The 24,453-nt window shown below is 41.7% G+C and carries 21 protein-coding genes and 2 pseudogenes; 8 read left to right on the top strand and 15 right to left on the bottom strand.

Annotated elements, in window-relative coordinates; translation table 11 throughout:
- The first annotated feature begins 96 nt into the window (after positions 1–96).
- The 5 genes from G7Y32_RS02650 to G7Y32_RS02630 all read left to right on the top strand — a co-directional run bounded on the left by G7Y32_RS02650 (position 97) and on the right by G7Y32_RS02630 (position 4,713).
- The gene (locus G7Y32_RS02650; RefSeq protein WP_165210233.1) at positions 97–1,041 is read left to right on the top strand and encodes a DHH family phosphoesterase; all 945 of its coding nucleotides are present in this window, start codon (positions 97–99) and stop codon (positions 1,039–1,041) included.
- Complete coding sequence (locus G7Y32_RS02645) at positions 1,025–1,957, top strand: FAD:protein FMN transferase (RefSeq protein ID WP_165210230.1); 933 nt, start codon at positions 1,025–1,027, stop codon at positions 1,955–1,957. Before G7Y32_RS02650 ends, G7Y32_RS02645 begins: the two co-directional genes overlap by 17 nt.
- Positions 1,958–2,500: 543 nt before the next feature.
- On the top strand, positions 2,501–3,106 hold the full coding sequence (locus G7Y32_RS02640) for an NADPH-dependent FMN reductase (protein ID WP_165210227.1): 606 nt from the start codon (positions 2,501–2,503) through the stop codon (positions 3,104–3,106).
- A 21-nt stretch (positions 3,107–3,127) separates the two neighbouring features.
- On the top strand, positions 3,128–4,357 hold the full coding sequence (locus G7Y32_RS02635; RefSeq protein WP_165210549.1) for an NAD(P)H-dependent oxidoreductase: 1,230 nt from the start codon (positions 3,128–3,130) through the stop codon (positions 4,355–4,357).
- 113 nt (positions 4,358–4,470) lie between these two features.
- On the top strand, positions 4,471–4,713 hold the full coding sequence (locus G7Y32_RS02630) for a type B 50S ribosomal protein L31 (protein ID WP_004229899.1): 243 nt from the start codon (positions 4,471–4,473) through the stop codon (positions 4,711–4,713).
- A gap of 680 nt (positions 4,714–5,393) precedes the next feature.
- Here the strand turns inward: G7Y32_RS02630 and tnpA are convergent.
- Complete coding sequence (gene tnpA / locus G7Y32_RS02625; protein WP_165210546.1) at positions 5,394–5,804, bottom strand: IS200/IS605 family transposase; 411 nt, start codon at positions 5,802–5,804, stop codon at positions 5,394–5,396.
- A 136-nt stretch (positions 5,805–5,940) separates the two neighbouring features.
- Positions 5,941–7,461 carry a zinc ABC transporter substrate-binding protein AdcA gene (locus G7Y32_RS02620; protein WP_165210224.1) on the bottom strand — a complete coding sequence of 507 codons (1,521 nt, stop codon included), beginning with the start codon at positions 7,459–7,461 and terminating at the stop codon, positions 5,941–5,943.
- 127 nt (positions 7,462–7,588) lie between these two features.
- On the opposite strand from G7Y32_RS02620, the pseudogene G7Y32_RS02615 reads away from it, so the two are divergent.
- Positions 7,589–7,669: pseudogene (locus G7Y32_RS02615) on the top strand (IS3 family transposase); the annotation flags it as partial.
- Positions 7,670–7,827: 158 nt separating this feature from the next.
- Here G7Y32_RS02615 and whiA read toward each other — a convergent pair.
- From whiA to G7Y32_RS02560, 11 genes and pseudogenes are all read right to left on the bottom strand, one after another.
- Complete coding sequence (whiA, locus tag G7Y32_RS02610; protein ID WP_165210221.1) at positions 7,828–8,739, bottom strand: DNA-binding protein WhiA; 912 nt, start codon at positions 8,737–8,739, stop codon at positions 7,828–7,830.
- Positions 8,736–9,713: a YvcK family protein gene (locus G7Y32_RS02605; RefSeq protein ID WP_165210218.1), complete on the bottom strand. Its 978-nt coding sequence runs from the start codon at positions 9,711–9,713 to the stop codon at positions 8,736–8,738. The genes whiA and G7Y32_RS02605 overlap by 4 nt, the downstream gene beginning before the upstream one ends.
- A complete protein-coding gene (gene rapZ / locus G7Y32_RS02600; protein ID WP_165210215.1) occupies positions 9,710–10,597 on the bottom strand; it encodes an RNase adapter RapZ in 888 nt (295 codons plus the stop codon). Before rapZ ends, G7Y32_RS02605 begins: the two co-directional genes overlap by 4 nt.
- 285 nt (positions 10,598–10,882) lie before the next feature.
- Positions 10,883–11,641, bottom strand: coding sequence for a DUF1003 domain-containing protein (locus G7Y32_RS02595; RefSeq protein WP_165210212.1), 759 nt, complete (start codon positions 11,639–11,641; stop codon positions 10,883–10,885).
- Between the two features lie 644 nt (positions 11,642–12,285).
- A complete protein-coding gene (locus G7Y32_RS02590; RefSeq protein WP_165210209.1) occupies positions 12,286–12,663 on the bottom strand; it encodes a RidA family protein in 378 nt (125 codons plus the stop codon).
- 17 nt (positions 12,664–12,680) lie between these two features.
- Complete coding sequence (locus tag G7Y32_RS02585; RefSeq protein WP_165210206.1) at positions 12,681–13,775, bottom strand: iron-containing alcohol dehydrogenase family protein; 1,095 nt, start codon at positions 13,773–13,775, stop codon at positions 12,681–12,683.
- A 456-nt stretch (positions 13,776–14,231) separates the two neighbouring features.
- Complete coding sequence (gene asnS, locus G7Y32_RS02580) at positions 14,232–15,578, bottom strand: asparagine--tRNA ligase (protein WP_165210203.1); 1,347 nt, start codon at positions 15,576–15,578, stop codon at positions 14,232–14,234.
- A 63-nt stretch (positions 15,579–15,641) separates the two neighbouring features.
- Positions 15,642–16,014: pseudogene (locus G7Y32_RS02575) on the bottom strand (VOC family protein).
- 1 nt (position 16,015) lies between these two features.
- A complete protein-coding gene (locus G7Y32_RS02570) occupies positions 16,016–17,197 on the bottom strand; it encodes a pyridoxal phosphate-dependent aminotransferase (RefSeq protein WP_165210200.1) in 1,182 nt (393 codons plus the stop codon).
- Positions 17,194–17,673 (bottom strand): cell wall elongation regulator TseB-like domain-containing protein, encoded by a 480-nt coding sequence (locus tag G7Y32_RS02565; protein WP_165210197.1) that lies wholly within the window; start codon positions 17,671–17,673, stop codon positions 17,194–17,196. Before G7Y32_RS02565 ends, G7Y32_RS02570 begins: the two co-directional genes overlap by 4 nt.
- 38 nt (positions 17,674–17,711) lie before the next feature.
- A complete protein-coding gene (locus G7Y32_RS02560; RefSeq protein ID WP_165210194.1) occupies positions 17,712–20,183 on the bottom strand; it encodes a bifunctional DnaQ family exonuclease/ATP-dependent helicase in 2,472 nt (823 codons plus the stop codon).
- 480 nt (positions 20,184–20,663) lie between these two features.
- Here G7Y32_RS02560 and G7Y32_RS02555 point away from each other — a divergent pair, with 480 nt between their 5' ends.
- A complete protein-coding gene (locus G7Y32_RS02555; RefSeq protein WP_165210191.1) occupies positions 20,664–21,347 on the top strand; it encodes a CPBP family intramembrane glutamic endopeptidase in 684 nt (227 codons plus the stop codon).
- 54 nt (positions 21,348–21,401) lie between these two features.
- Here the strand turns inward: G7Y32_RS02555 and G7Y32_RS02550 are convergent, their stop codons facing one another.
- Entirely contained in the window at positions 21,402–22,166 is a 765-nt protein-coding gene (locus G7Y32_RS02550) for a (S)-acetoin forming diacetyl reductase (RefSeq protein WP_165210188.1), read from the bottom strand.
- A 178-nt stretch (positions 22,167–22,344) separates the two neighbouring features.
- On the opposite strand from G7Y32_RS02550, the gene G7Y32_RS02545 reads away from it, so the two are divergent.
- The gene (locus G7Y32_RS02545) at positions 22,345–23,175 is read left to right on the top strand and encodes an alpha/beta hydrolase (protein ID WP_165210185.1); all 831 of its coding nucleotides are present in this window, start codon (positions 22,345–22,347) and stop codon (positions 23,173–23,175) included.
- Between the two features lie 513 nt (positions 23,176–23,688).
- Here G7Y32_RS02545 and G7Y32_RS02540 read toward each other — a convergent pair.
- Entirely contained in the window at positions 23,689–24,441 is a 753-nt protein-coding gene (locus G7Y32_RS02540) for an esterase family protein (RefSeq protein ID WP_165210182.1), read from the bottom strand.
- Between the last annotated feature and the right edge of the window lie 12 nt (positions 24,442–24,453).

The following is a 24,453-nucleotide window of genomic DNA, read 5'->3' as shown; positions in this document are numbered from 1 at the left end:
TTGACCGTATATAGATTCTTTTTTACTATTTTTCAAGTAATGGAAGTATTCCGTGCTATAATAGCATAAAAAACATTACATTAAAGGAAGAAGATTATGACTTTCAACCAGATTTTGGAAAAAATTCAAACTCATGATACGATTATTATTCACCGTCACCAAAGGCCTGATCCTGATGCCTTAGGCAGTCAGCTGGGGCTGCGGGAGATTTTGCGCCATAACTTTCCTGATAAAGCTGTGCTGGCAACGGGCAGTGATGAACCAAGTTTAAGCTGGCTGGGCAAGATGGATACTGTTGGGGACAGCGCCTATCAAGGAGCTCTAGTCATCGTGACAGATACTGCCAACACGCCTCGTATTGATGATGGACGTTTTGAGCGTGGCGATTGTTTGATTAAAATTGACCATCATCCTAACGAAGATCCTTATGGTGACTTACTCTATGTTGATACCAAAGCCTCTTCAGCCAGCGAAATTATCACTGATTTTGCCCGTGAAACTGGCCTTGAGCTAACCAATGAGGCTGCTCGTCTCCTTTATGCTGGTATTGTTGGCGATACTGGTCGCTTTCTCTATGACGCCACTAGTTCTAAAACTTTGAAAATTGCGGCTGACTTACGAGAATTTGATTTTGACTTTGCAGCCATTTCTCGTCAAATGGACAGTTTCTCCTTCAAAATTGCTAAACTACAGGGGTATGTCTTCGAGCATTTGGAAGTTGATGAAAACGGAGCAGCCCGCCTGCTCTTAACTCGTCAGGTGCTGGAGGAGTTTGATATCAGTGATGCTGAAAGCTCAGCCATTGTCAGTACGCCAGGCAAGATTGACCTTGTACAATCTTGGGCCATCTTCGTTGAGCAACCTGAAGGCTACTATCGCGTTCGTCTTCGCAGTAAAAAAGTCATTATCAATGAAATTGCCAAACGCCACGATGGCGGTGGGCACCCGCTTGCCAGCGGAGCTAATTCTTACAGTTTAGAAGAAAACGAGCAAATTTACCAAGAAATTAAAGAGGCCGTTGCCCATGCCAACACTAACTAATCGGCAAGTTTATCTAATGGGGACAACTATTGATATCTCCATTTATCACGCCAATCCAGAACCTATTTTGGATGAAGCCGAAGAACTCCTTCGTCTCTATAACCATCGCTTTTCTGCTAATGATAATTCTTCTGAGTTAATGGCTATCAATCGGTCAGCAGGTAATAAGGCTGTCGTTGTCCATCCTCAGCTTTTTGAACTGATTGCTCTAGGAAAAAAGCACAGTCTGGCCTCTGGCAGTCATCTTAATATTGCCATTGGGCCACTGATTCAGACCTGGCGAATTGGTTTTGACGATGCTAAGGTTCCCAGTCAAGAGGAAATAAAAGCCAAGTTAGCTCTGATTGATCCTAGACAAATTATTCTGGATGAGAAAAATTCTTCTGTCTATCTGGCCAAGACTGGTATGAAAATTGACCTAGGAGCCTTGGCCAAGGGCTATATTGCCGACCGACTTATGGAATTTTTGAAAAAACAGGGTATCTCTGCTGGACTCATCAACCTAGGGGGCAATGTCCTAACATTCGGACCTGCCTACCATAATCCAGATCAAAACTGGCGCATCGGTATCCAAAATCCCAAACTTCCTCGGGGAAACCACTTAGCCATTCTTTCCATCCGCGACCAATCGGTGGTCACTTCAGGTATCTACGAGCGAACTTTTACCTACCAAGGAAAAACTTACCACCATATTTTCGACAGTCAGACTGGTTATCCCGTCAATTGCCAGACAGTCAGTTTAACCATTGTTTCTAAGCTATCGGTTGACGGGGAAATCTGGACTACTCGTCTCTTTGGTAAATCCCCATCAGAAATTTTGACGGAAGTCAGTCAAGTACCCGATTTAGCTACTCTAGTTGTAACTAAAAATAACCAAGTTTTATCTAGCTCTAACCTGCCAATCTGGAAAAACTGATTCAAATATTTTGTAAGCACTTTCAAAAGAGGTGCTTTTTTGCTACAATAATACTGCATTCAGAATTGCACACGGGACGATTTCTTTCAGAAAAAAGCAATTATAGTCGATGCAAGTAATAACTAGTTAGTAGGTGATTGAAGGTACTTATCATCTGCATAATAGTGTTTCATCCTGACTATCCTTGCGAAGGTAAGACGATGACATCAATTGTATTATAATACCGATTTCTGTCTCACTCTCTATGTTCCTATCAGGAATTTTTGCTAAAGCGAATTGTCCCTTTGTGATACTCCGTTTGGAATCTTGCTAACCAAATGGAGTTAATGGGAGAGGTAGCCAAGTCACCTTAGTAATTGGCGCTTGCTATCAAGTGCAAAGCACTTAGATAACAAACCTCTGCCGTATTTTGTTAATGGAACTCGCCTACGACGCTCCTGTAAAAAAGCTCACCTTCCTTGAACCTGTATGATTCATCGTCAGGTTCCTATTTTTCTTTAGCGTGGTTAACGGCTTAATATCTTAAACAGAGGAGGCTATATTATGAAAATTATCGGAATCGTTGGAACAAATTCTAAGAAGTCCACTAACCGACAGCTACTACAGTATATGCAAAAACATTTTGCTGACAAGGCAGACATAGAGTTGGTTGAAATTAAGGATTTACCTCTCTTTAATAAACCTGCGGATCGTATACTACCTGAGGCCGTTAGACAACTGGCTGCTAAAATTGAAGCCGCTGACGGGGTGATTATTGGAACACCTGAATATGACCACTCTGTTCCTGCAGTTCTAATGAATGCTCTGGCATGGCTATCCTATGGTATCTATCCCATGCTTAACAAACCCGTCATGATTACAGGAGCTTCCTATGGAACCTTAGGCTCTTCTCGTGCTCAGCTCCAATTGCGACAAATTCTCAATGCCCCAGAGCTCAAAGCTAATGTTCTCCCTGATGAATTTCTTTTATCTCACTCTTTACAAGCCTTTGATCTTAAAGGAGAACTCAATGACATTGAAACCAGTCAAAAATTGGATGCTATTTTTGATGACTTCAGGCTTTTTGTAAAAATGACAGAAAAAATGTCTCATGCCAAGGAACTCTTGAAAAAAGAGGCTGAAAACTTCGACTGGGAAACTTTGAACTAAAAGGGAGGATAAAAAATGACAATGAAATTTGTTGGACTTGTAGGCTCAAACGCAGAAACCTCTTATAACCGCATGCTGCTGGAATATATTCGTCGGCACTTTAAATTTCAATTTGAACTAGAAGTTTTAGAAATCAAAGATGTCCCAATGTTCAATCAAGACGAAGACCAGTCGGATTCCTTTGCAGTCCGATATCTTTATAATAAAATTACCCGCGCTGACGGTGTCATCATTGCAACACCGGAACATAACCACACCATCACACCGGCACTCAAGAGTACATTAGAATGGCTATCCTTCAACCTCCATCCTTTTGAAAACAAACCCGTTATGATTGTCGGAGCCTCCTACTATGATCAAGGAACTTCACGAGCTCAGGTTCATCTGAGAAAAATTTTGGATGCACCTGGTGTTAATGCTTACACCTTACCTGGTAATGAATTTCTCTTGGGCAAGGCAAAAGAAGCCTTTGACGATAATGGTGATATCATCAACCAAGGAACTGTTGATTTCCTTAGTACCTGCTTAGATAACTTCGTTAAATATGTGGAGGTCGTTTCAAAATTGAAAAAACCAAAACCTATCGAACCAGAAGATTTGGATTGTAACCATCCAATCGCAACCACTGTAACCGAAGTTGATCCTGATGATCCAGACTGGGTTGAAAAAGTGGCCGAAATTACTGGTGCTGTCTCGGGTAATACCTATGTCAAGCTTGATCACGGCATCCTAACTGTCGATCAAATCAATATGTTCCTCAAGTCTATGCCCTTTGAATTGACCTATGCGGATGATAACAATCAATTTCTCTACTACAATAATGCTCACCAAGATCCAGAAACCATGTTTGCAAAACGTGTTCCATCACAGTCAGGCAGCCGTTTATCAACAGTCCACAGCAGCCTACCAGCTAATCGAATGAAAAATGTTGAATGGGTTATTGGTACCCTGCGTAATGGTGATCAAGAAGTCGTTCGGACCTTAATTCCTAATCCCAATCCAGCTGTCCTCAATACCCATAATTATCAAGCTATGTATTATGACGATGGTTCTTATGCAGGTATCAATGAAATTGTCTTTAACTTCAAGCCTTGGTTGGACTGGTATTTGGAAACTACTGGTCAGCATTTGGCTGGTGGAGCAGCCCCAGCTGCCGGTTCCGCCAATGCCGATGCTACTTCCGGTGCATCTTCTTCTAACGGCGGGGCTCCAACTGCTGCTGATGCTACTTCTGGTGCATCTTCTCACTAAAAACCTTAAAGAATTTGACTAAAAGTCTTGCCAAAGCTAGGGAACTTTGTTAAACTAGAATAGTTATTAAACTATGGCTTAGAAAAGCTATGGCAGAAAGGAAATTTTAGAGAATGAAAAAAGATATCCATCCAGAATACCGCCCAGTCGTATTCCTTGATACAACTACTGGTTACAAGTTCCTTAGTGGTTCAACAAAACCTTCTAAAGAAACTGTTGAATTTGAAGGCGAAACTTATCCTTTGGTACGTGTTGAAATTTCTTCAGATTCACATCCATTTTATACTGGCCGTCAAAAATTCACACAAGCAGATGGACGTGTCGATCGCTTCAACAAAAAGTACGGCCTCAAATAAGATTGAAAACAGCTCATCGGAGCTGTTTTTTCTATCGGAAAAAAAAGAGGCTGAGACAAAAGTTCTCAGCCTTATTTATTTGGTCAATTTTATTGGCTAGGCACAGTGGTTGGGGAAAGACTTGTTGGCTGTGCCGGCTTAGTCTTACCCCTGCACAGTTCATCAGGTGCTTTAGCATCAATGGCTCACTGCTGGTTGGATAATTCTTATCTTTGGGGGCAGTCCCATTTTCAGGCGCCCCCTTAAACAGTCCACTGGACTGTTTAACGACCACGCAAGTGATAGCTCCCACAGTTTAGAGAACTGTTGGAGGATATCCAATTCTATGAACGTTAGTTCATGTCAATCCCTAATCAACTGTGCGGAGGTGGGGTAAAAAGCTCTGGTAGAGCTTTTTAATCGGGAAATAAAACTTGCAAAGCAAGTATCAAAATGCTCCAGTGGACTTTGGCAGTCTGGGGATAGATTGCCAAAGCCTGCTACCTAAAAACAGGAGAGTGGCAGAGACCTGAGTCTTAAAATAAGAGAGCGAAGAAAAATCAAAACCACCCGTCAAACGGGTGGTTTGAACTAGGGCTATAAGCCCAGATAACCAGCCAGCGCCTAAAGACGCTGGCTTTCACGTTGTTCAAGCCTCACTGCTCTTGACTCGTCACAAACCTCTCAAAGAGGTGTTGGTATTACTTGCCATTATCCCTAAAGGGAGCTTCATATTCTTTCACACTCAGTTTATCAAGTGCGATATCATGCTTTTCCTGTTCTTGAATATATTTCTTTATTGTGGCTTCATTAAGTCCGACTGTACTCACGTAATAACCCTCTGCCCAAAAATGGCGATTCCCAAACTTATATTTGAGATTGGCGTGTTTGTCAAACATCATGAGAGCACTTTTGCCTTTCAAATAGCCCATGAAACTAGATTCGCTAATTCGCGGAGGAATACTGACCAACATATGAACATGGTCTGGCATGAGATGTCCTTCAATGATTTCTACACCTTTGTAGCGACATAAACGGTGGAATATCTCGCCGAGACTGCTTCGATATTGATTATAGATGATTTTTCGTCTATACTTAGGGGTGAACACAATGTGATATTTACAATTCCACTTTGTGTGTGATAAATCAAAATCGTGATTTTATCACGATTTACTGATTGAGTCCCACTCTCGAGCTTTAAGCGAGGACAATCAAATTCTTCGAATTATTGATTTCTGTCTGTATAGCTTAGGTGTGAACAACAAGATCTTGTGCAATCTCATGTCCTGTCATGTCCTTAGGATAGTAGGTCGGCCAGTTGTCCATTTCCTTTAAAATGGTATCTTGACTGGAATCGCCCCAAAAGAGATGGAAATGGGCTGACTTAGTCTCTGAAATATTATGATCGCTAAACTGGATGTATTTGAATTCTCCAGCCTTACTGTCTTTAGTTTCAAAGAGATAGCGAACACCACGGTTTCCCTTCTTATAGGTTAAAATCTTATAACCAACATATTTGTAAGTGTAGGTATGTTTTTTACCACGTTGGGTGAAGGTTACTTGATTTTTCTTACCATTAATAGAAATAGCCTCAACAGTCGTTTTATAACCCTTGGTGTAGTAATCTTTGTATTCTTTGGCTGTCATGTCCTTGTTGAGCTTAGCTTTATAATCCCAAACTTGGTCCAGAGTACCTTTTTGAAGATAAGGATAAACTGATTGCCAACTACCAGTCCAATCAGACAACTTACGATCCGTAACATCAGTATCTTTAAAGTAACCTTTTTGAACTGTCTTTTCAGCTTCTTTAGCTGGGATTTCTTGCCCTTGACTATCTGTTGTCTTTCGTAAATTCTTCAGATTTTGTCGCATGATAGACAAGTAGTCTTGACCGTTTTTCATTTCTCCTTCGGTCAAACTTTCGATGGGGTTCAAAACCAAGGTTTCAACACCAGCTTCTTTTGCCAAAGTTTCTGAAACAGCTGATGAAGCATTTTCTTCAAAATAAATGTATTTAATACCGGAGTCTTTAACTTGTTGGGTTAATTCGCCTAAATGTTGGGCTGATGGTTCGCTTTCTGCAGAAATACCATTAATATGGATTTGGTTGAGACCATAGTCCAAAGCTAGGTAAGCAAAAGCTGCATGCTGGGTGATAAAGCTCTTTTGTTTAGCAGTAGAAAGAGCTGAACTATAATCCTTATCTAAGGTTTTCAGTTTTTTAATATAAGTTGCGGCATTTTTCCTAAAAATTTTAGCTTTTTTAGGATACTTCTTAGATAGGCTATCACGAATATTTTCTACTAATTTAATGGACCGCTGTGGTGATAACCATACATGGGGATCGAATTCATGATGATGACCTTCATGACCTTCCTCTTCCCCTTCTTCGCTTCCAGCCAAAAGAATCATATTACCGGTAGCTCGGATAAAATCAGTCTTATCTTTACCGATAGATTTCTTCACTTTAGGTATCCAAGTTTCCATACTCTCGTTATCATAAACGAGTGCGTCAGCTTTTTGGATTGTTGCCACATCCTTGGTCGAAGGGTCAAAGTCATGAGGCTCTTTACCTGCCTTTATGAGCAAGCTAACGTGTCCTTGATCTCCTAAGACATTTTTAGTGAATTCATACATCGGATAGAAAGTTGCAACCACCTCGATATCACCAGATTTTTGCTTCTCTTGTTCATTGAACCAGATGCCGCCAACAATGGCACAAGCTACAATCAGCAAGATTCCAACTATTGTCATTCTCTTTTTTGTCATATCACTTACCTTCCTTAACTGGTTAATCAAATTGTTTACTGGTTAAGTATATCATAAATAAATAGAAGTGCAAGTCCTTTGTAAAAAATAACTTACTATTTGCAAGTTTTTATCAAATAGCTGGATTATTTTTTACTACAACAACAAAAAAATCAAAGTAAAACTAAAAGGGTTTAGCCCTGTGTCATACAGAACTAAATCCTTTTAATAATTTCTTGTCCAACTTTTTGGGGTCAGTACAGTATTAGACGCTTCCTTCGTTTATACTGTTAAACACAGGCTAAAGAATCGGGGAGCTGCCTTGAAAAATAGGATTTTCAGACAGCTCTATCAACGTCATAGAAATTTTTTTACAGCTCTTATCTGTTAGAGTTCATCGGCGATTTTATTGATTTTGCGGAGGCGATGATTAACACCACTTTTGGTTAAGGGAATTTCTAGACTATCGGCAATCTGCTGAATCGTATAATCAGGATGATCCACCCGAACCTGAGCCACTTGCCGCAATTCTATCGGCAGAATATCCAAGCCAACTGTATCCATAATCTTAATAATATTATTGATGGCTTTCATACTGGCTGTTACCGTGCGAGCAATATTAGCCGTTTCTGCATTAGTGGCCCGATTGAGATCATTTCTGGTCTCCCGCATAATTTTAATCTCTTCGAAAGCATCCTTAGCTTGCATAGCACCAATAACGATGAGAAAATCCATGATATCCTCAGCCTTCTGCAGATAGGTCACAGCACCATTTTTATGTTCAATGACCTTAGCATCCAGCATGAATTTTTGCATCAGCTGGGCCAAATCCTCAGCATGATCCTGATAGACTGAGAAAATTTCCAATTGATACTTACCCGATTCAGGATCACGGATAGAGCCATTAGCTAAAAAGGCTCCTCGCAAGTAAGTCCGACCTGCCTCATCATCGTGGAGAATAGCATCAGCAATCCCTGTTTCAATACCAAAGAAAGAATCTGCCAGCTGCAAATCAGAAAGGATCGTTTCAACTTCTTGATCGACAAAAACCATATAGACACGGTTTTTTTTCAAATTAGGCTTTTGATGGTAGCGAGTATCCGGTTGAATACCATAGAGGTCTTCTAAAAGTGAATAGATATGACGGGCAATTTTAGCGTTCTCAGTGAGAATGGACAAGGTCAGACCATTGCTAGTCAATCCCAGATTTCCTGACATTTTAATGAAGGCCGATAGCTGGCTGCGGTCAGCATCCGTTAAATTCAGCACTTCTTCTTTGACTTGGGTGGTAAAACTCATCGTTTTCTCCTCTTAGTTAATCGCATCAATTCTTCAACGACCAACTCACCATGGTGGAAAGCTCCACCATTTTCTAAACGCAAGAAATTAGAAGAAATTACTCGCTTAACCAGCTTCTGCAACCCTTCAAAATCATGGTCAACTTGAACCAAATATTCATCAAACTTATTGGTGTCCATGTAGTCTTTAGGAACAGGCTCAATATTGACCAAAACGGTGTCGATAACATCAGCACCTAAATGACGATTGAGAACTGCCACATGGTCAGCATCTGAAAATTGCTCTGTTTCACCATACTGGGTCATGATATTGCAGACATAGGCTACTTCTGCCTGTGTTTCTAATAAAGCCTTCTTGATTTCAGGAATGACTAAGTTGGGCAGAATAGAGGTAAAGAGGGAGCCAGGACCGAGAACAATCATGTCACTGTCCATAATTGCTTTCACAACTTTACGGCTGGCTGAGGGTTGTTTGGCATTGTAGGTATTGGTAACAAAAACATGGTCAATCATGCCATCATAGTCTGCTATACTAGACTCTCCGACTACTTCATGACCATCTTTAAAGACAGCGTGGAGGGTCAAGGCATCTTCACTCGCGGGATAGATCTTGCCCGTTGTATGGAAGAATTTGCTAAGAATCTGCATGGCATTGTAGGTTGATCCCTGCATCTCAGAAATTCCAGCAATAATCAAATTTCCCAGAGGGTGACCCGACAGAGCTCCGTCTCCATCATTAAAACGATATTGAAAAATTTTCTCATAGAATTTGGGCATATCGCTCATGGCAACTAAGACATTACGCAGATCACCAGGCGGAGTCAGCTGCATAGCTGAACGGAGCTCCCCCGAGGAGCCGCCATCATCAGCTACGGTCACAATGGCTGTGATATCGACATTTTCATGGCGAAGGCTCTTGAGCAAGACTGGAATTCCAGTTCCACCACCAATTACTGTAATTTTAGGTTTTCTCATGAACGATTCACCGTTTCCTTCCGTCGGTCTTTATCGCGGTGGCTTTCATTGACAGTCCAATCCTGCTTGAGATCTTGAGCCAGTCGATGGGCAAAGGCAACGCTACGGTGTTGACCACCTGTACAACCAATGGCAATAGTCAAAATAGCCTTGCCTTCCTTTTGATAGCCCGGCAGGATTGGTTGTATCAGTGCCAAGAGATGCCTGTAAAAATCTTCGGATGCCGCATGGTTCATGACGTAGTCAGCCACGTTTTGATCCAGTCCCGTTTGATTGCGCAATTCGGGAATATAGTAAGGATTGGGTAGAAAACGTACATCAAAAACGAGGTCAGCATCCAGAGGCAAGCCGTACTTAAAACCAAAACTCATGACTTCTATCCGGAAAGGTGCCGCATCATTATCTGAAGAAAATTGCTCAGAGATGGTTTTACGCAGTTGACGTGGAGTTAGCTCTGTCGTATCCACTACATTCTGGCTCAGACTCTTGAGAGGAGCCAAAAGCTCACGTTCCAGCTTGATGCCGTCCATAACGCGACCATCGGCAGCCAATGGGTGACTGCGGCGCGTTTCCTTATAGCGGGCTACCAATTCCCCATCTGTCGCATCTAAGAAGAGAATCTTAAAATTAATAGCTGAATTTTTTTCCAATTCATCCAAAATGGAATTGATTTCCTTGAAAAAGAGACGACTCCGCATATCGACGACAAGGGCCACCTTGTCATTATCCTCACCATGGCTGACCAATTCCATAAATTTAGGCACTAGGGTTGGTGGCATATTATCAATGGTAAAGTACCCCATATCTTCAAAGGATTGAATGGCGACCGTCTTTCCGGCACCGCTCATTCCTGTTACAATCACTAGATTAATCGGATTTATCATGAATCTTCTCCCTTCATCGGGTTGGGACAAAAGCTTATTAAGTCCCGTTTTTACTATAATTAAATCTTAGGGCAGCAGTTGACAGGAGAAAAGCTTTAGTATTAGCCTTTCACATATTGACTAAGAAGACGCGCTGTTCTTATCCTTATTGCACCAAATGCCAGATCAGACAGTCAGCGGACTAAATAGCCAAATCCTGAAAATGCAGGAGTAAATAAAAGTTGGAAGTTTTTATTTTTTTAACTTTTCTTCTGCTTTTACCCAAAAGTTTGCCAATTATTTTAATTAGGAAGGATTTTTTGTGATTAGCTGTTCCTTAAGCTCATAATTGGTCCGTTGCAAATTATCCAACTGTTGGGTAATAGAAGCTAACATTTCAGTTTGCAATTTCTGCACTTCCAAAAGATCTGATTGGTCTTGCTGAACTAAGTGGTCCATCTTGGTGTGGAGTAGGCGAATACCTTCCTCAGATTTTTTATTGACATTAAAATCATTTTTGGCCTGGAAGCGATCATAATCAGAAGCTCGGTTCTGGCTCATCATAATCAGGGGAGCCTGAATAGCTGCCAGAGTTGATAGAGCCAGATTGAGCAAAATAAAAGGATAGGCATCAAAATGAATTCCAAAGGGCTGATAAACATTGATAGCCATCCAGGCTGCCATAAAGAGAGTAAAGCTGATAATAAAGGTCCACGAACCACCAAAACGAGCAACATCATCAGCTATCCGCTGGCCAAAGGTTACCTTGCGGTCCCAAGCTTCGGGCACATCAACAGTCTGGTAGTCTTTATTCTTAGAAACCTGATAGACGGTCTCACGCACACGGTCATTTTTATCCTGAGCCCGTTCAATCGTTCGATTGAGAAAGAGTAAGCGGTAATGGAGGAGGTCTTTGTTGGAGATAAAATCACCGTCCTCCAAATGAGGATGATCGTGCGTAATCAGATGTTTGAGTCGGCCATCAATTTCCGATAGAAAGACCCCTTCTGTTAAGTGGTAGGGGTGATGGTTTAAAGCATCGTAAACGAGCTTGTCTTCTGGCATAGCTTGACCTTCTTTCTTTACCAGTTTATTATAGCAAAAATAACCTTTAGAGGATAGACAACAAGCTTCCGTGTGGTTGATAATAGCTCCATAATTAGCAGGTAAGCATGGCTAATTTGGGAATGATCAAGTAGGTTCACCCTTTACTGGTATGGCAAAACCAGCATTAATCCACCAATAAGAGTCCCATTAAAAATACTGATAAGATAGGCTGAGATAAAATCTATCGGGACCGACCTAAGTCTCAAAGTCTGAGCTTAGCTAGAAGGTGAGCCTATACTGCAAAAGTTGACTAATTTTTTCTTTCGCAACTACCATCAGAAACTGATTTTTCTCAACATGATAAAACCACAAATTAATCTAGCTCATAACTCAAGCTGTTTCTTTCGGTTATAATAAACTTGAGCCATGATGGAAAAGTCTTTAGCATTGAAATAGTTCACCACACTGTGAATGGCAGCCATCTTTCTATTAGCTACTTTTCTGTTTTTGTTTAAGCGTCATATTACCTATTCTTTCCCCGTACTGTGCCTTGTAACTTGAAGTGGTCAAACATAGGTGTGACGGCTTCTTTTTTATCACCCATTAAGAGTCTATTAAAGACCGCTGAAGAACCAGCGGTCTTTAATCATGGTTTTAATAATCTAGTCTAAATAAGCAATTACTTCAACTTCTACTTTGACATCCTTAGGTAGACGAGCCACTTCGACGCAAGAGCGAGCTGGAAATTCTTCTTTGAAAGCTGTCGCATAAACATCGTTGAAAGCAGCAAAATCATTGATATCACTCAAGAAACAGGTTGTTTTGACCACATGGTCAAAATCAGTCCCAGCCGCTGCCAAGATAGCCTTGATATTTTTAAGAACCTGTTGCGTCTGTGCTTCAATACTAGTTCCGACTACTTGTCCTGTCTCAGGGGAAAGAGGAACCTGACCAGAAGCAAAGAGAAGGTTGCCCGCTTGTTTAGCTTGAACATAGGGGCCTAAGGCCTTGGGAGCATTATCGGTATGGAAGGTTTTCATCTAAATCACACTTTCTTTTAGTCTAGACTTTGTCCCAGTTTATCAACGTCTCGGATAGCCTGAGCAAATTTATCGGCATCAAAAGGTGTATTTTTATATTCATTGGTCGTTAGGGCCACTTCGACAATTTTTGGAATATCGGCTTCTGTCAAGCCCAACTCCTTAAGACTAGTTGGCAGTCCCAGCTCTCTATTGAATTTCGCTACTCTTATCAATTCGTCTTGTTCTTTGAAATAGGCATGAAGGACCAAAACACCATAGGAAACCACAACACCATGAAGATATTCTCCCTGACGTTGAACAGCCGTTGTTCCATTGTAAAAGGCATGAGCATGACAAGAATTGTAATAAAAGTCAGGCTGATTAACTAGGTTTGAAGCGTAGCCCGTTGAGACAACAATATCCAGAGCTATCTCTTCAACTGCCTTAGAAGCTTTATTATTTTTAACATCTTCCAGTCCTTGCTTACCATAGCCATAGAAAGCATCTTTGGAAGACAGAGCAACAGCATGCCCTAAAGTTGCCGTATGAGGTAATTCAGTTAAACCCTTTTTCTTAGCTTCTGCTACCGCATGCTCCACTTCTGGAGCTTTAGAAATTCCGTCACCAATACCAGCCCAAAAGTACTTACTTGGTGCTTCCGCAATAACACGAGTATTGATAAAAATATGCAAGGGTGAATCTGGGTAACCATAGCGGAGTACAGAGTGATCATCCTTGTAGACAACAGCAATAGCCGTACCGGCTGAACAGTTAGAACAAATAGTCGGGAAGGTAAAGGTTGGCTTATCTAACGCCTTAGAAACCATTTTAGTCGTATCGATAGCTCGTCCGCCACCGAAACCAAAGAGGGCATCTGCCTTTTGCACATCCGGATTAGCCACCAGCTTATCAATATTAGTTTGGGTCGAATCAACCCCATAGACAAAACTTCCTGTCACTTTAATGCCAGCCTTGCTTAAAATAGCTCGGACTTCACTCTCCGTCGCAGCCAGGGCCCGCTTTCCCCCAATCAGAGCAACACTTTTAATACCATACGGTTTGAGAACCGTGGGAATTTCTTGGTAGCAGTCTTCTCCATAGCTGTAATTAGCCATTACGTTAGTTGTCATTTATTATCCTCCAAATCAATCATTGGTCATCGTCTGATTGGCGGTGACAAGTATCATTTTTTGGGAGTTCCATGCTCCCGCGATATTCCTATTATAGCAAAATATTCAGAAGATTAAAACAATAGCGCGACAAGAAAATCGTACAAAAGGAACAAAACACCGTTTTCTTACCTTGACGTACCAATGAATACGCTCCGAAAAGCAAAATAATCGGTCGTTAATATCAGCTTGCTGCGCTTTTGATTTGTTCATCACCAATTGAAGACATTGAATCTCTTTGACAAAAAATATAAGCCACCTAAAAAATATTGATTTTTCAGGTGGCTTTCTATTTTTTCTTCAAGTTGCTTAGCACTCTAGTATTTTACGGTGTAAAGAAAATTCGGTCATGATACTGAATTTTCGGTGTTAGTGAGGAACCTAGCTAAACCACAAGTGGTTAGCTCTGCTCTTTCGTTACGGTTTAATCCGATGGAGCATTCGTGGGAAGGGGATAGCTTCACGGATGTGTTTGGTGCCTGCTACGAAGGTCACCATCCGTTCGATACCGATGCCGAAACCGCCATGGGGGACAGAACCGTATTTACGTAAGTCAAGATAGAAGTCATACTCTGACTTGTCCATTTCCAGCTCATCCATTTTAGCAACGAGAGCATCGTAATCATCTTCACGCATCGAGCCGCCGATGATCTCCCCGTAACCTTCCGGAGCCAAAAGATCAGCACAGAGGACGCGGTCCAGCTTACCGGGAACAGGCTTCATGTAGAAGGCCTTGAAACTGGCCGGATAGTTAACCACAAAGGTTGGTACACCAAAGTAATTTGAAATCCAAGTTTCATGCGGTGAGCCAAAATCATCACCATGCTCTAGGTGTTCATAGTCCGTATCTGCATCATTTTCATGTTCTTGCAAAAGATCAATCGCATCGTCATAAGTGACACGTTTGAAAGGCTTATCAATATAGCTCTTAAGCAGGTCAACATCACGTTCTAAAATTTCCAAGGCTTGCGGAGCATGGTCAATTACTCCTTGAATCAGAGCCTTGACATAAGCCTCTTGCAGATCCAAAGACTGGTCGTGGTTGAGGAAGGAATATTCTGCATCCATCATCCAGAACTCAGTCAAGTGGCGGCGAGTCTTAGATTTTTCAGCTCGGAAAACAGGTCCGAAGTCAAAGACACGTCCAAGAGCCATGGCACCAGCTTCAAGGTAAAGCTGACCAGATTGGCTTAAGTAGGCTGGAGTACCAAAGTAGTCCGTTTCAAATAATTCAGTTGAATCTTCAGCAGCATTGCCGGATAGGATTGGACTGTCAAACTTGATGAAGCCATTTTTATCAAAGAAATCATAGGTCGCATAAATAATGGCGTTACGGATTTGCATAATGGCCATTTGTTTACGCGAACGTAACCAAAGATGACGGTTGTCCATGAGGAAATCTGTCCCGTGTTCTTTTGGTGTGATAGGATAGTCTTTTGATTCACCAATCACTTCGATATCCGTGATATCCAGCTCATAACCAAACTTTGAACGGTCGTCTTCTTTGACGATTCCCGTCACATAAACTGAAGTTTCTTGATTCAAATGCTTGATGGTATCGAATTTTTCAAGACCTACTTCTTCACCGTATTTTTCGACAAAGTTTGGCTTGAAAGCGACACCTTGGAAAAAAGCAGTTCCGTCACGGAGTTGGAGGAAGGCAATCTTTCCTTTACCAGACTTGTTGGCAACCCAGCTACCGATGGTAACCTCTTCCCCAACATGCTTTGGTACATCAATAATGCTTACTAAATCTTTAGTCATTAATTTCTTTTCCCTTTTCTTTATTATCTTTACTTTACTATATTTTATTTTCGAGCCAAAAATTTACTCTTCCTTATGGCAGACAGCTTCAATATTATTTCCATCTGGATCTATCAAAAAAGTTGCATAGTAATTAGGATGGTAATGCGAGCGCAATCCTGGTGCACCATTGTCCTGACCACCAGCAACCAAACCAGCTTGATAAAAGGCATCTACTTCCGTATGTGTCTTGGCATTAAAAGCAAAGTGCATGGTCTTTTTGCTACCCAACTCCTAACAAGAAGTCGCCACCTGGATCAGTGCTACAAGCTTCTCCAAAGCTAACCACGTACTCATTATCAAATTGCAATTCGTAACCAGGGGGCGCTAACGTTTTTTGATAAAATTGTTTTGAAACTTGCAAATCCTTTACTTGAATCCCAAAATGATCAATCATTTTATTTCTCCATAAATGCTTTAATTCGACGGACAGCTTCCTTGAGCGTATCCAAATCGGCTGCATAGCTGAGTCGGACATTGTAAGGTGCCCCAAATCCGGCACCTGTTACTAGGGCAACACCTGTTTCTTCCAAGATAGCTGTGGTAAAGTCGGTCACATCATCGTAACCCTTTATTTTCATTGCTTCCTTAATATTTGGAAAGAGGTAGAAAGCACCCTGTGGCTTGACTGTTTTGAAACCAGGAATTTCATTGAGCAGAGGGTAGATGGTATTGAGCCTTTCCTCAAAGGCCTGCCGCATGTTTTCAACCGTAGACTGGTCCCCTGTAAAAGCTTTGATAGCTGCATATTGGGAAACTGTCGTAAGATTAGAGGTCGTCTGACTGATAATTTTACCCATAGCTCCGATAATCTCTGGGTTGCCAACGGCAAAGCCAACCCGCCAACCTGTCATGGCATAAGATTTGGCAGCTCCATTGATTACAATAGTCTGCTGCCTGATAGCCTGAGACAAGGTTGAAATCGGTGTAAATTCAGCCCCATTGTAGACCAGACGTCCGTAGATATCATCAGCTAAAATCAGGATATCGTGTTGGACAGCCCAATCGCCAATAGCCTGCAATTCATCAGCTTCATAAATCATCCCCGTTGGATTGGATGGACTGTTGAGAAGAAAGACCTTGGTTTTATCTGTTCTAGCAGCCTCTAGCTGGTCAACAGTCACCTTAAAATTATTTTCCTCCTTGGCTGGAACAAAGACAGATCGACCCTGAGCGACCTTAACCTGATCAGCATAAGATACCCAATAAGGTGTCGGAATAATCACTTCATCACCTGGATTAAGGACAGCCATAAAGAAGGCATAGAGAATAAATTTTGCCCCTGTTCCTGCCACAATCTGGTCGGTCTCCACTGAATAACCATAGAATTTTTCCATATAGGTATTGATAGCAGCCTTAAGCTCAGGCAAACCAGAAGCGACTGTATAAAAGGAAGCCTGACCATTCTCGATAGCTTTAATGGCAGCTTTTTGGATATTCTTGGGTGTTACAAAATCAGGCTGTCCTAAAGTTAGACTGAGAATATCACGTCCTTGTGACTTGAGTTCTTTAGCACGAGCCCCCGCAGCAAGGGTAATACTTTCTTCCATCTCTAAAACACGATTTGATAAATAGGTCATAGTCCCTCCCTTTTTATAAGATCACCTGTTTCAAAATTAACAAGATAATAGGCACCATCAGAACGGACTTCCCAAACTGGGACACCTTCTGCCATGCCAAAGGTTGTCTTTTGGATGGTTTCAGCACCATTGGACTTAGCTACTCTTTGGGCATCCTTAGAACTGATACCCTGATCAGCATGATAAACATAAACTTGACCAGAATGCTTTTTATTGATAGTTACCATAATCCTTTGGCCAGATTCATCCTGACCAAAGACTGTATAAAAAACTTCCTTGCCATTGTACTGTTGAACAGTGCTAATAGAACTGAAATCTGCGTACTGTCTAGCTGTCTTAATCGCCTCGGTCTTCATTTCTTTTTGAGGCTTGGTAGCCCCTATTAAGAAACTAATAGCTCCGGCAAGAGCTAAGACTAGGATTAGCAAAACGCTGATAAAATACCGCCAAAAATGCCTTTTTTTAGGCTCTTCCATACGATCAACCTTCTCATACATTAATAGAATCTATTATATCAAATATTTTTGAAAAAATGAGTCAATTCTGGCAATATTCTTACAAATTTTCCTTCTGATACAGGAAATCTCTGGGCAAGAGTATCATAAATTAAACGACCGTAACCCTTAGTCAAGATTCGCTTATCTAAAATAACTACTGCTGACTTTTGAGACTGATGTCGCTTGCTGCGGCCAATAGCCTGCATAAGCCGCAAAATAGTTACCGGCAGGCTGTAATCATAGAATGGATGTTTTCCAGTTTGGATCAACTGACGATTGAGCTTTTTTGTGAAGGGGTCTTCAGGATTATCAAAGGGAAGTCGGGTGATAACTTCAATCAGATTCTCTTGATTGTTAAAATCTACCCCTTCCCAGAAGGAGCCTGTTCCTAGGAGAATACTTGCTTCCCCCTTATCAAAACGTCGCTTGACATTAGCTGCCAGACCGTTCTTGTGTTGACAGAGGTGGGATAAGTCTGCTTCATCCAGTTTTTCAGAGACATCGAACATAGGTTTTTTAGCATTGAAGAGTACCAGAATGGGTTTATTCAGTCGGCTTAACTCTATCAAGCGGCTAGCAATTTCTTGGGCGTAGTCTTGAGCAGACAAGTCAGGAATAGCTGGCATAGAGCTATCCAGCCAGATTTCTTGTCCCATCTGGCGTTCTTGAGCTAATCGCTGATAATCGTAAACCTTAAAGCCTAGCAGATCAGGCAGGGAAACCTGCTCGCTAATATCCAGACTGGCTGAAACAAAATAAGTTTTGGCCGTCTCTGGCAGAAAATCCTTGAGATTCATAAAATCCAGGCGAGCACTATTCAGCTTAGTGATACGATGTTCTTGAGACCAATCCTGACTGAGCCAAAAATCAGAAAAAACAGGGGCAAACAGCTCCTTGAGTTCAAACAAGTCAGGCTCATCTAGCTCCAACAAATCTTGTCGAATTTTTTCAACCTGACAGTCTGGAATAGTTAGCTGCCTATTCTGATAAAATTGCTGGTTTAAATTGGACAATTCATACTGGAGGCTCTCCAGAATTCGACCTTGAAGATGATTGTTTGGATGCTCCAAGGCCTCATGCAAGTGTTTCATAACCTGATTGAGATTAACCTGCCGTCTGGAGAATTGCTCCATATTGAGAAAGAGTTTTTGGGCTTCATCAACTACCAGCACCTGCCCCTTGACAAATTCCTTGTCATCTTCAACCCTAGTCAGAAAATAAGCATGGTTGGTAATGACAACCCGTGCTTGCTTAGCACGTTCGTAAGAAATTTTCCAGAAATCACAATCCCAAAAAGGAGATTTTTTGCTGAGATTGCCATCGTGACGAATTTGGTCAAAGTAGGCCTCAAAACGCTGTTTCTGCTTGATTTCATCAAGATCCCCTGTCTGGGTTTGTGTCAGCCAGACTAGGAGTTGCATCTTATAACGATTGACCAATCGATTACTATCATCCTTGGCCAAACTTTTAGCGAAAGCATCTAATTTGATGTAATTTCGTGGACTTTTGAGACTGTGCAAATTGACATGAAAAACCTGAGCCAACTGCTGCCCTTCTTGCTCCATGATTTGATCCTGCAAAACCTTGGTTGGTACTGTCACAATAATTTTTTCATTCCTAACCTTGGTCAAAAGAGGCAATAAATAGCCGTAAGTTTTCCCCAACCCAGCCTGAGCTTGAATAAAAAGAGGTTTGGGACGGTCATAATTATCGCTGATTGCCTGAGCAAAAGTCGCCTGAGCTGGCCTATCTTCCAAATCCAAGAGAGCCAAATTGGTCGCAAAATCCGCGGATAAATGACGCTCTTGCAGCAAGGAAGCTACTTTTCTCACAAGTAGATTATTGACATCAAGAAACTCCTTAGGTACTTCGGCTGCCATACCAGCATAAATTTCGTCGATTACCAGACGAGACTCATAAAGCAAATGGTCTGCAAAATCCAAAATCCGTTCAACCGTTAAGCGAGGTAAGCTAGCAATTTTTTCCTGAAGCTTGAGCAAAAGTTGAGCGGTAGCATAGGCATCGGTTATAGCCGTGTGGGCCTGTTCTAAATTTAACTCTAAATGCCAGGCCAAATCCGACAGACGATAACGCTCCAGAGTAGGAAAGAAAACCTGTGATAATTCCACTGTATCCACTCTGGGGGTCCGCAATTCATAACCTTCTAAAAAGAGTTGTTCTGCCAAGAGATTAGCATCAAATTTCACATTGTGGGCAACGAAGATACAATCTTTAATCAGATCAAAAATTTCTTCAGCCACCTGAGAAAAGTCTGGAGCCTTAGACAGCTGTTGGTCTGTAATTCCCGTCAGCTCAATAATATGATTGGTCAGGTACTCATGAGGATTGACATCGGTCTCATAGGTCTGGACGATTTGACCTTGCTCAACAATGACAATCCCAACCTGAATAATCTGAGCCGTCGTCGAAGCACTGGTAGCTTCCAAGTCAACCACGGCATATTTTCGTCCAAGTTTCTTGTCAGTCATAGTGTTTCTATTATAGCATGAATAGGAGTTGGAAAGAAGTCGTAAATCTAAGATACACAAATAAAGCCACTCTATACGACACCTTAGAGTGGCTTCAGAAATTAAAAGTTCTTGATAAGACTACCTCATATTACCCGCAGAAAAATGAAAAAAATTTAAAGCACTTGTAGAAGCTTGAGCAAAAACCCTTGACCCTACCAACCTAACTCAGGCGCTGCTGTATTTCCGTTAGACACTAGATAGACTGAAGGCAAAAGTCAAAAGCAGCTGTGCCAGTGCAACTGTTCCATGAACTGCACAACGCTAGAGCTTGTCCCACTCTTTGAATATTCTTAACCAGCCGGATGTATTTGTTTACAAATTACAAAAATCTTTCAAATCAACTTGATTTCTTCTGCATTTTCCGTTAAGGTAATAGGTAATTGAGATTTGACGACAAATCAGACCAAATCCTGAATTCAAACAGATTGGAGGGGTCTCATGAAAACCCTACTCGACAAACTTAAATGGATTGGCCTAGCCTTTGCTTTTCTATTCCTTGACTTTCTGGCTCAAACCTTGTTTTTGGCTCACAAACAACTGTCACATACAGGACCTGCCTTGATAGCTAGTCTGGGATTAACCGCCGTTGCCGTTCTGGCTTGGTTGAGCTTACGACTTTTAAAAGAACCCATAACCTTTAAAAAGATTAAATGGGATATGTACGCCCTCTATGTTGGTATCGGCACGGTTATCCTATTTGTCATCAAAATAATTGGAGGCATTATTCACCAGCTGATGACCCACACAACCACCTCAGCTAATCAGGCAGCTATTGATAGTCTTGGAATGCCAATCTACCTCTACTTCATCTTTGCAGTAGTCTTCGCTCCCATTTTTGAGGAGATTATTTTCCGCAAGTGTCTTTTTGAAAAACTCTTTGGTTTTGGCCGCTGGAAGTGGCTGGGATTAATCGTAACCAGCTTTCTCTTTGGCCTACTGCATCTGTGGTCTTCTCTTGACAATCTGATGTCCCTAGGACTTTGGATTACCTATGCAGGCATGGGGCTAGTCATTGGCTTTACTACCATGATGAACAAGCGTATTGAATTTGGTTATAGCATTCATGTCATTAACAATGCTATCGCTGTCTTCTTTATTCTGCTCATGCAAATCGCTCAATAATTATATTGAAAAACGACCTCCTAAACTAGAGAGGTCGCTTTTACTGTTTTAAAATTAGTGGAATTGCATTCCACCATCTACAATGATGGTCTGACCTGTAACATAGTCAGAATCTGGACCTGCAAGGAAGGCTACAGCATTAGCCACATCTTCTGGTTCAGATAAACGCTTAAGAGTAATATCCTTAGCAAAGGTCTGCATCCCCCACTCGTCATCCTTACCAGCATTTTTACCAACTTCATGGGCAATATCATACATCATCGGTGTCTTTACAATACCCGGTGCATAAGCATTGACTGTAATACCATCATCAGCTAAATCACGCGCCAAGGTTTGGGTAATCCCACGTACTGCGAATTTTGTTCCACCATAGATTGTTAAGTTAGGATTGCCAACAACACCTGCTTGTGAGGTTGCATTGATAATTTTACCACCGTGACCAAGTTTCTTAAAGACCTTATGGGCAGCTTGACTACCCCAGATAACACCTCCAACATTGATCGCGAATGTCCGTTCAAATTGCTCTGGTGTGATAGTGTCCAGAGGTGTTGTCGGAGCAACGCCAGCATTGTTAACTACAACATTCAAATCACCAAAATGTTCGACAACTTTATCAAAACCTGCCGCCACTTGATCTTGCTTAGACACATCTGCTACAACAGCAAGTGCCGTGTCAGGTGACAATTGCTCAACGGCTGCTTGAGCAGTCTCTTCGTTATAATCAAGGATTCCAATCTTAAATCCGTCTTGGTGCAAGCGCTTAGCAATGGCAAATCCAATACCTTGACCAGCTCCGGTAACAATAGCAACTTTAGACATAACATAACCTCCAAAATTTTATGAGCTTATTGTATCTTTTTCTGTTCTCATTGACAAGAAAAGGCTTACAATTTTAAGAATTTGTAATCATTCCCTTATGGTTTAAAAAATTTTAATCTTTTTTAGATAGTGCTGTTTTATGCTATAATAAGCACAAATAAACAGAGAAAGGCAGATTATGCGACCTACCAAACTCAACAATTACTATCTGGAAATGGAAGAACATTACCTGCATGTTCCCTACTATGATGAAGAACGCCGTATCCGAGTGCTTCTGCCTAAAGATTATGCTAAGGAAGACTGGGCCAGCTACCCTGTACTCTATATGCATGATGGCCAAAATATTTTTTACAGCAAGGAATCCTTCTCCGGCTACTCTTGGAAAATTATCCCAACCCTCAAGAATCATAAGGAGTTGCCTAAGGTCATTGTTGTAGGAATTGACAATGCCGAGGGCAACCGTCTCAATGAATATGCCCCTTGGATGACAGATGTCGGTACCACGCCTGAAACCGCCAGTGTCGGGGGGGACGGCATGGCTTACGGAGACTGGCTAGTCAACATTGTTAAACCTTTTATCGATAAAACCTATCGCACTAAATCAGACCCTGAGCATACCCTGCTAGCCGGCTCATCCATGGGCGGTATTATTACTGCTTATATGGGAGCTGCCTATCCAGATGTTTTTGGTGGTTTGGGAGTCTTCTCACTAGCTTCTTGGTTCAGCGAACGTGATTTTTTACGTTACTGTAATAATCACCCACTGGAAAAAGATACTAAGGTTTATATTCAAGTGGGCACCAAGGAAGGTGACGAAGTAGATGAAGCTTTCGCGCCTAACATGAATCAAGCCTACATTGACTGCAGTCTACATTACTACCAATCTCTGCTCAAATCAGGAACACCTATGGAGCATATTCAATTGCGAGTTATGGCTAATGAAATCCACCACGAAAAATACTGGGCGAACCATTTCCTTGAATTTTTACAGTTTACGTTAAAAGAATAAAAGATAAGGTTGGAAAAGTATTCCATCCTTATCTTTTTTGCAGTAATAACAGCTTGACGCAATGATTGGAAGTAAGACTTGTTGGCTATGCCAAGAAGTTTTACCCTGCACAGTTCATGAGGTGCTTTAGCACCAATAAACCACTGCTGGCTGATTTTCCTTTTGCCACAAGGCCAAAGCGGAAAACCTAAACGAATGTGATGGTCATCGTTCATCTTATTTCCAACCTCAAAAGACCTCCCAGATCTTTTGAGGTGTGCGGAGGTGGGTTAAAAAGGTCTAGTAGACCCTTTTAATTGGGAAATAAAGCTTGCTTGCAAAGCAAGTGTCAAAATCCTCCAGTGGACTTTGGCAGTCTGGGGATAGACTGCCAAAGCCTGCCACCTAAAAACAAGAAAGTGGCAGAGGCCTGAGCCTTAAAATGGGAGAGCGAAGAAAATCAAAATCGTAATTTTATCACAATTTACTAATTGAGTCCCACTCTCTCTTTGTCACTCCCATTTTTATTTATAATTAAATCCTTCCGTCTTCTTCTAATTTTCCTAAGAAGTATGGCATCTGCACACGCCACCACGGCCAATCATGGGCAACGTCATTACCCCAGTAGTCGAACCAGCCGGGGATGGACTTGGATGAAAAAGCTTCTTCTAAGCGCATGGTATCAACGATATGGGGAGCTTCCCAGTCACCTTGACCAACTGAAACGATATAGGCATTCTGCCGATAGCGATCCAAGAACCAAGAGTCTTCCTGATTCCAGAGATAATCTAAAGGTGAATTATAATAAACAGCTGGATCGCCATAGTATTCTCCCGTAAAGAAACGGGCATCATAGACGCCGGACTGAGCTACAGCTACATCAAAAAGATCCGGATGCCGCAGGGCAAAGTTGATAGCATGGAAAGCCCCCATGGAGCAACCCGTCGCCATCATGCCCCCTGTCCAGTTAGATTCATAACGAATCAGAGGTACCAATTCATTAACGATATAACGATCATAAGCTTCGTGAGCCAAAGCCATATCATGAGCTGTTTTTCCTTCACAGAGCCAAGATTCATTATCAAAAGAATCTGGCGTATAGAATTTAACCAAGCCACGGTCAATAAAGTCCTGACAGGCCTCGATCATGCCGAAGTCGCCGTATTCATCCTGACTGCCACCCGATGAGGGAAAAACAACAACCGGCTTACCAGCATGACCATAGACATTAAAATACATCTCACGGCCAAGTTCCCCCGACCACTGACTTCTTCTTTCAAAATGCATAACTTACTCTAA

Source organism: Streptococcus tangpeifui, from assembly GCF_011038795.1.
Classification (GTDB): domain Bacteria; phylum Bacillota; class Bacilli; order Lactobacillales; family Streptococcaceae; genus Streptococcus; species Streptococcus tangpeifui.
The sequence above is the reverse complement of the archived record's forward strand: the minus strand, read 5'-3'. Positions and strand labels throughout refer to the sequence as shown.

Bases quoted from the DNA above. Each gene is read 5' to 3' on its own strand.
- G7Y32_RS02545 (WP_165210185.1), top strand. From the start codon at position 22,345: ATGCGACCTACCAAACTCAACAATTACTATCTGGAAATGGAAGAACAT.
- G7Y32_RS02570 (WP_165210200.1), bottom strand. From the start codon at position 17,197: ATGACCTATTTATCAAATCGTGTTTTAGAGATGGAAGAAAGTATTACC.
- G7Y32_RS02605 (WP_165210218.1), bottom strand. From the start codon at position 9,713: ATGAGAAAACCTAAAATTACAGTAATTGGTGGTGGAACTGGAATTCCA.
- G7Y32_RS02590 (WP_165210209.1), bottom strand. From the start codon at position 12,663: ATGAAAACCTTCCATACCGATAATGCTCCCAAGGCCTTAGGCCCCTAT.
- whiA (WP_165210221.1), bottom strand. From the start codon at position 8,739: ATGAGTTTTACCACCCAAGTCAAAGAAGAAGTGCTGAATTTAACGGAT.
- G7Y32_RS02565 (WP_165210197.1), bottom strand. From the start codon at position 17,673: ATGGAAGAGCCTAAAAAAAGGCATTTTTGGCGGTATTTTATCAGCGTT.
- G7Y32_RS02630 (WP_004229899.1), top strand. From the start codon at position 4,471: ATGAAAAAAGATATCCATCCAGAATACCGCCCAGTCGTATTCCTTGAT.
- G7Y32_RS02645 (WP_165210230.1), top strand. From the start codon at position 1,025: ATGCCAACACTAACTAATCGGCAAGTTTATCTAATGGGGACAACTATT.
- G7Y32_RS02620 (WP_165210224.1), bottom strand. From the start codon at position 7,461: ATGACAAAAAAGAGAATGACAATAGTTGGAATCTTGCTGATTGTAGCT.
- rapZ (WP_165210215.1), bottom strand. From the start codon at position 10,597: ATGATAAATCCGATTAATCTAGTGATTGTAACAGGAATGAGCGGTGCC.
- G7Y32_RS02650 (WP_165210233.1), top strand. From the start codon at position 97: ATGACTTTCAACCAGATTTTGGAAAAAATTCAAACTCATGATACGATT.
- G7Y32_RS02640 (WP_165210227.1), top strand. From the start codon at position 2,501: ATGAAAATTATCGGAATCGTTGGAACAAATTCTAAGAAGTCCACTAAC.
- G7Y32_RS02595 (WP_165210212.1), bottom strand. From the start codon at position 11,641: ATGCCAGAAGACAAGCTCGTTTACGATGCTTTAAACCATCACCCCTAC.
- G7Y32_RS02540 (WP_165210182.1), bottom strand. From the start codon at position 24,441: ATGCATTTTGAAAGAAGAAGTCAGTGGTCGGGGGAACTTGGCCGTGAG.
- G7Y32_RS02560 (WP_165210194.1), bottom strand. From the start codon at position 20,183: ATGACTGACAAGAAACTTGGACGAAAATATGCCGTGGTTGACTTGGAA.
- G7Y32_RS02585 (WP_165210206.1), bottom strand. From the start codon at position 13,775: ATGACAACTAACGTAATGGCTAATTACAGCTATGGAGAAGACTGCTAC.
- asnS (WP_165210203.1), bottom strand. From the start codon at position 15,578: ATGACTAAAGATTTAGTAAGCATTATTGATGTACCAAAGCATGTTGGG.
- G7Y32_RS02555 (WP_165210191.1), top strand. From the start codon at position 20,664: ATGAAAACCCTACTCGACAAACTTAAATGGATTGGCCTAGCCTTTGCT.
- G7Y32_RS02550 (WP_165210188.1), bottom strand. From the start codon at position 22,166: ATGTCTAAAGTTGCTATTGTTACCGGAGCTGGTCAAGGTATTGGATTT.
- G7Y32_RS02635 (WP_165210549.1), top strand. From the start codon at position 3,128: ATGAAATTTGTTGGACTTGTAGGCTCAAACGCAGAAACCTCTTATAAC.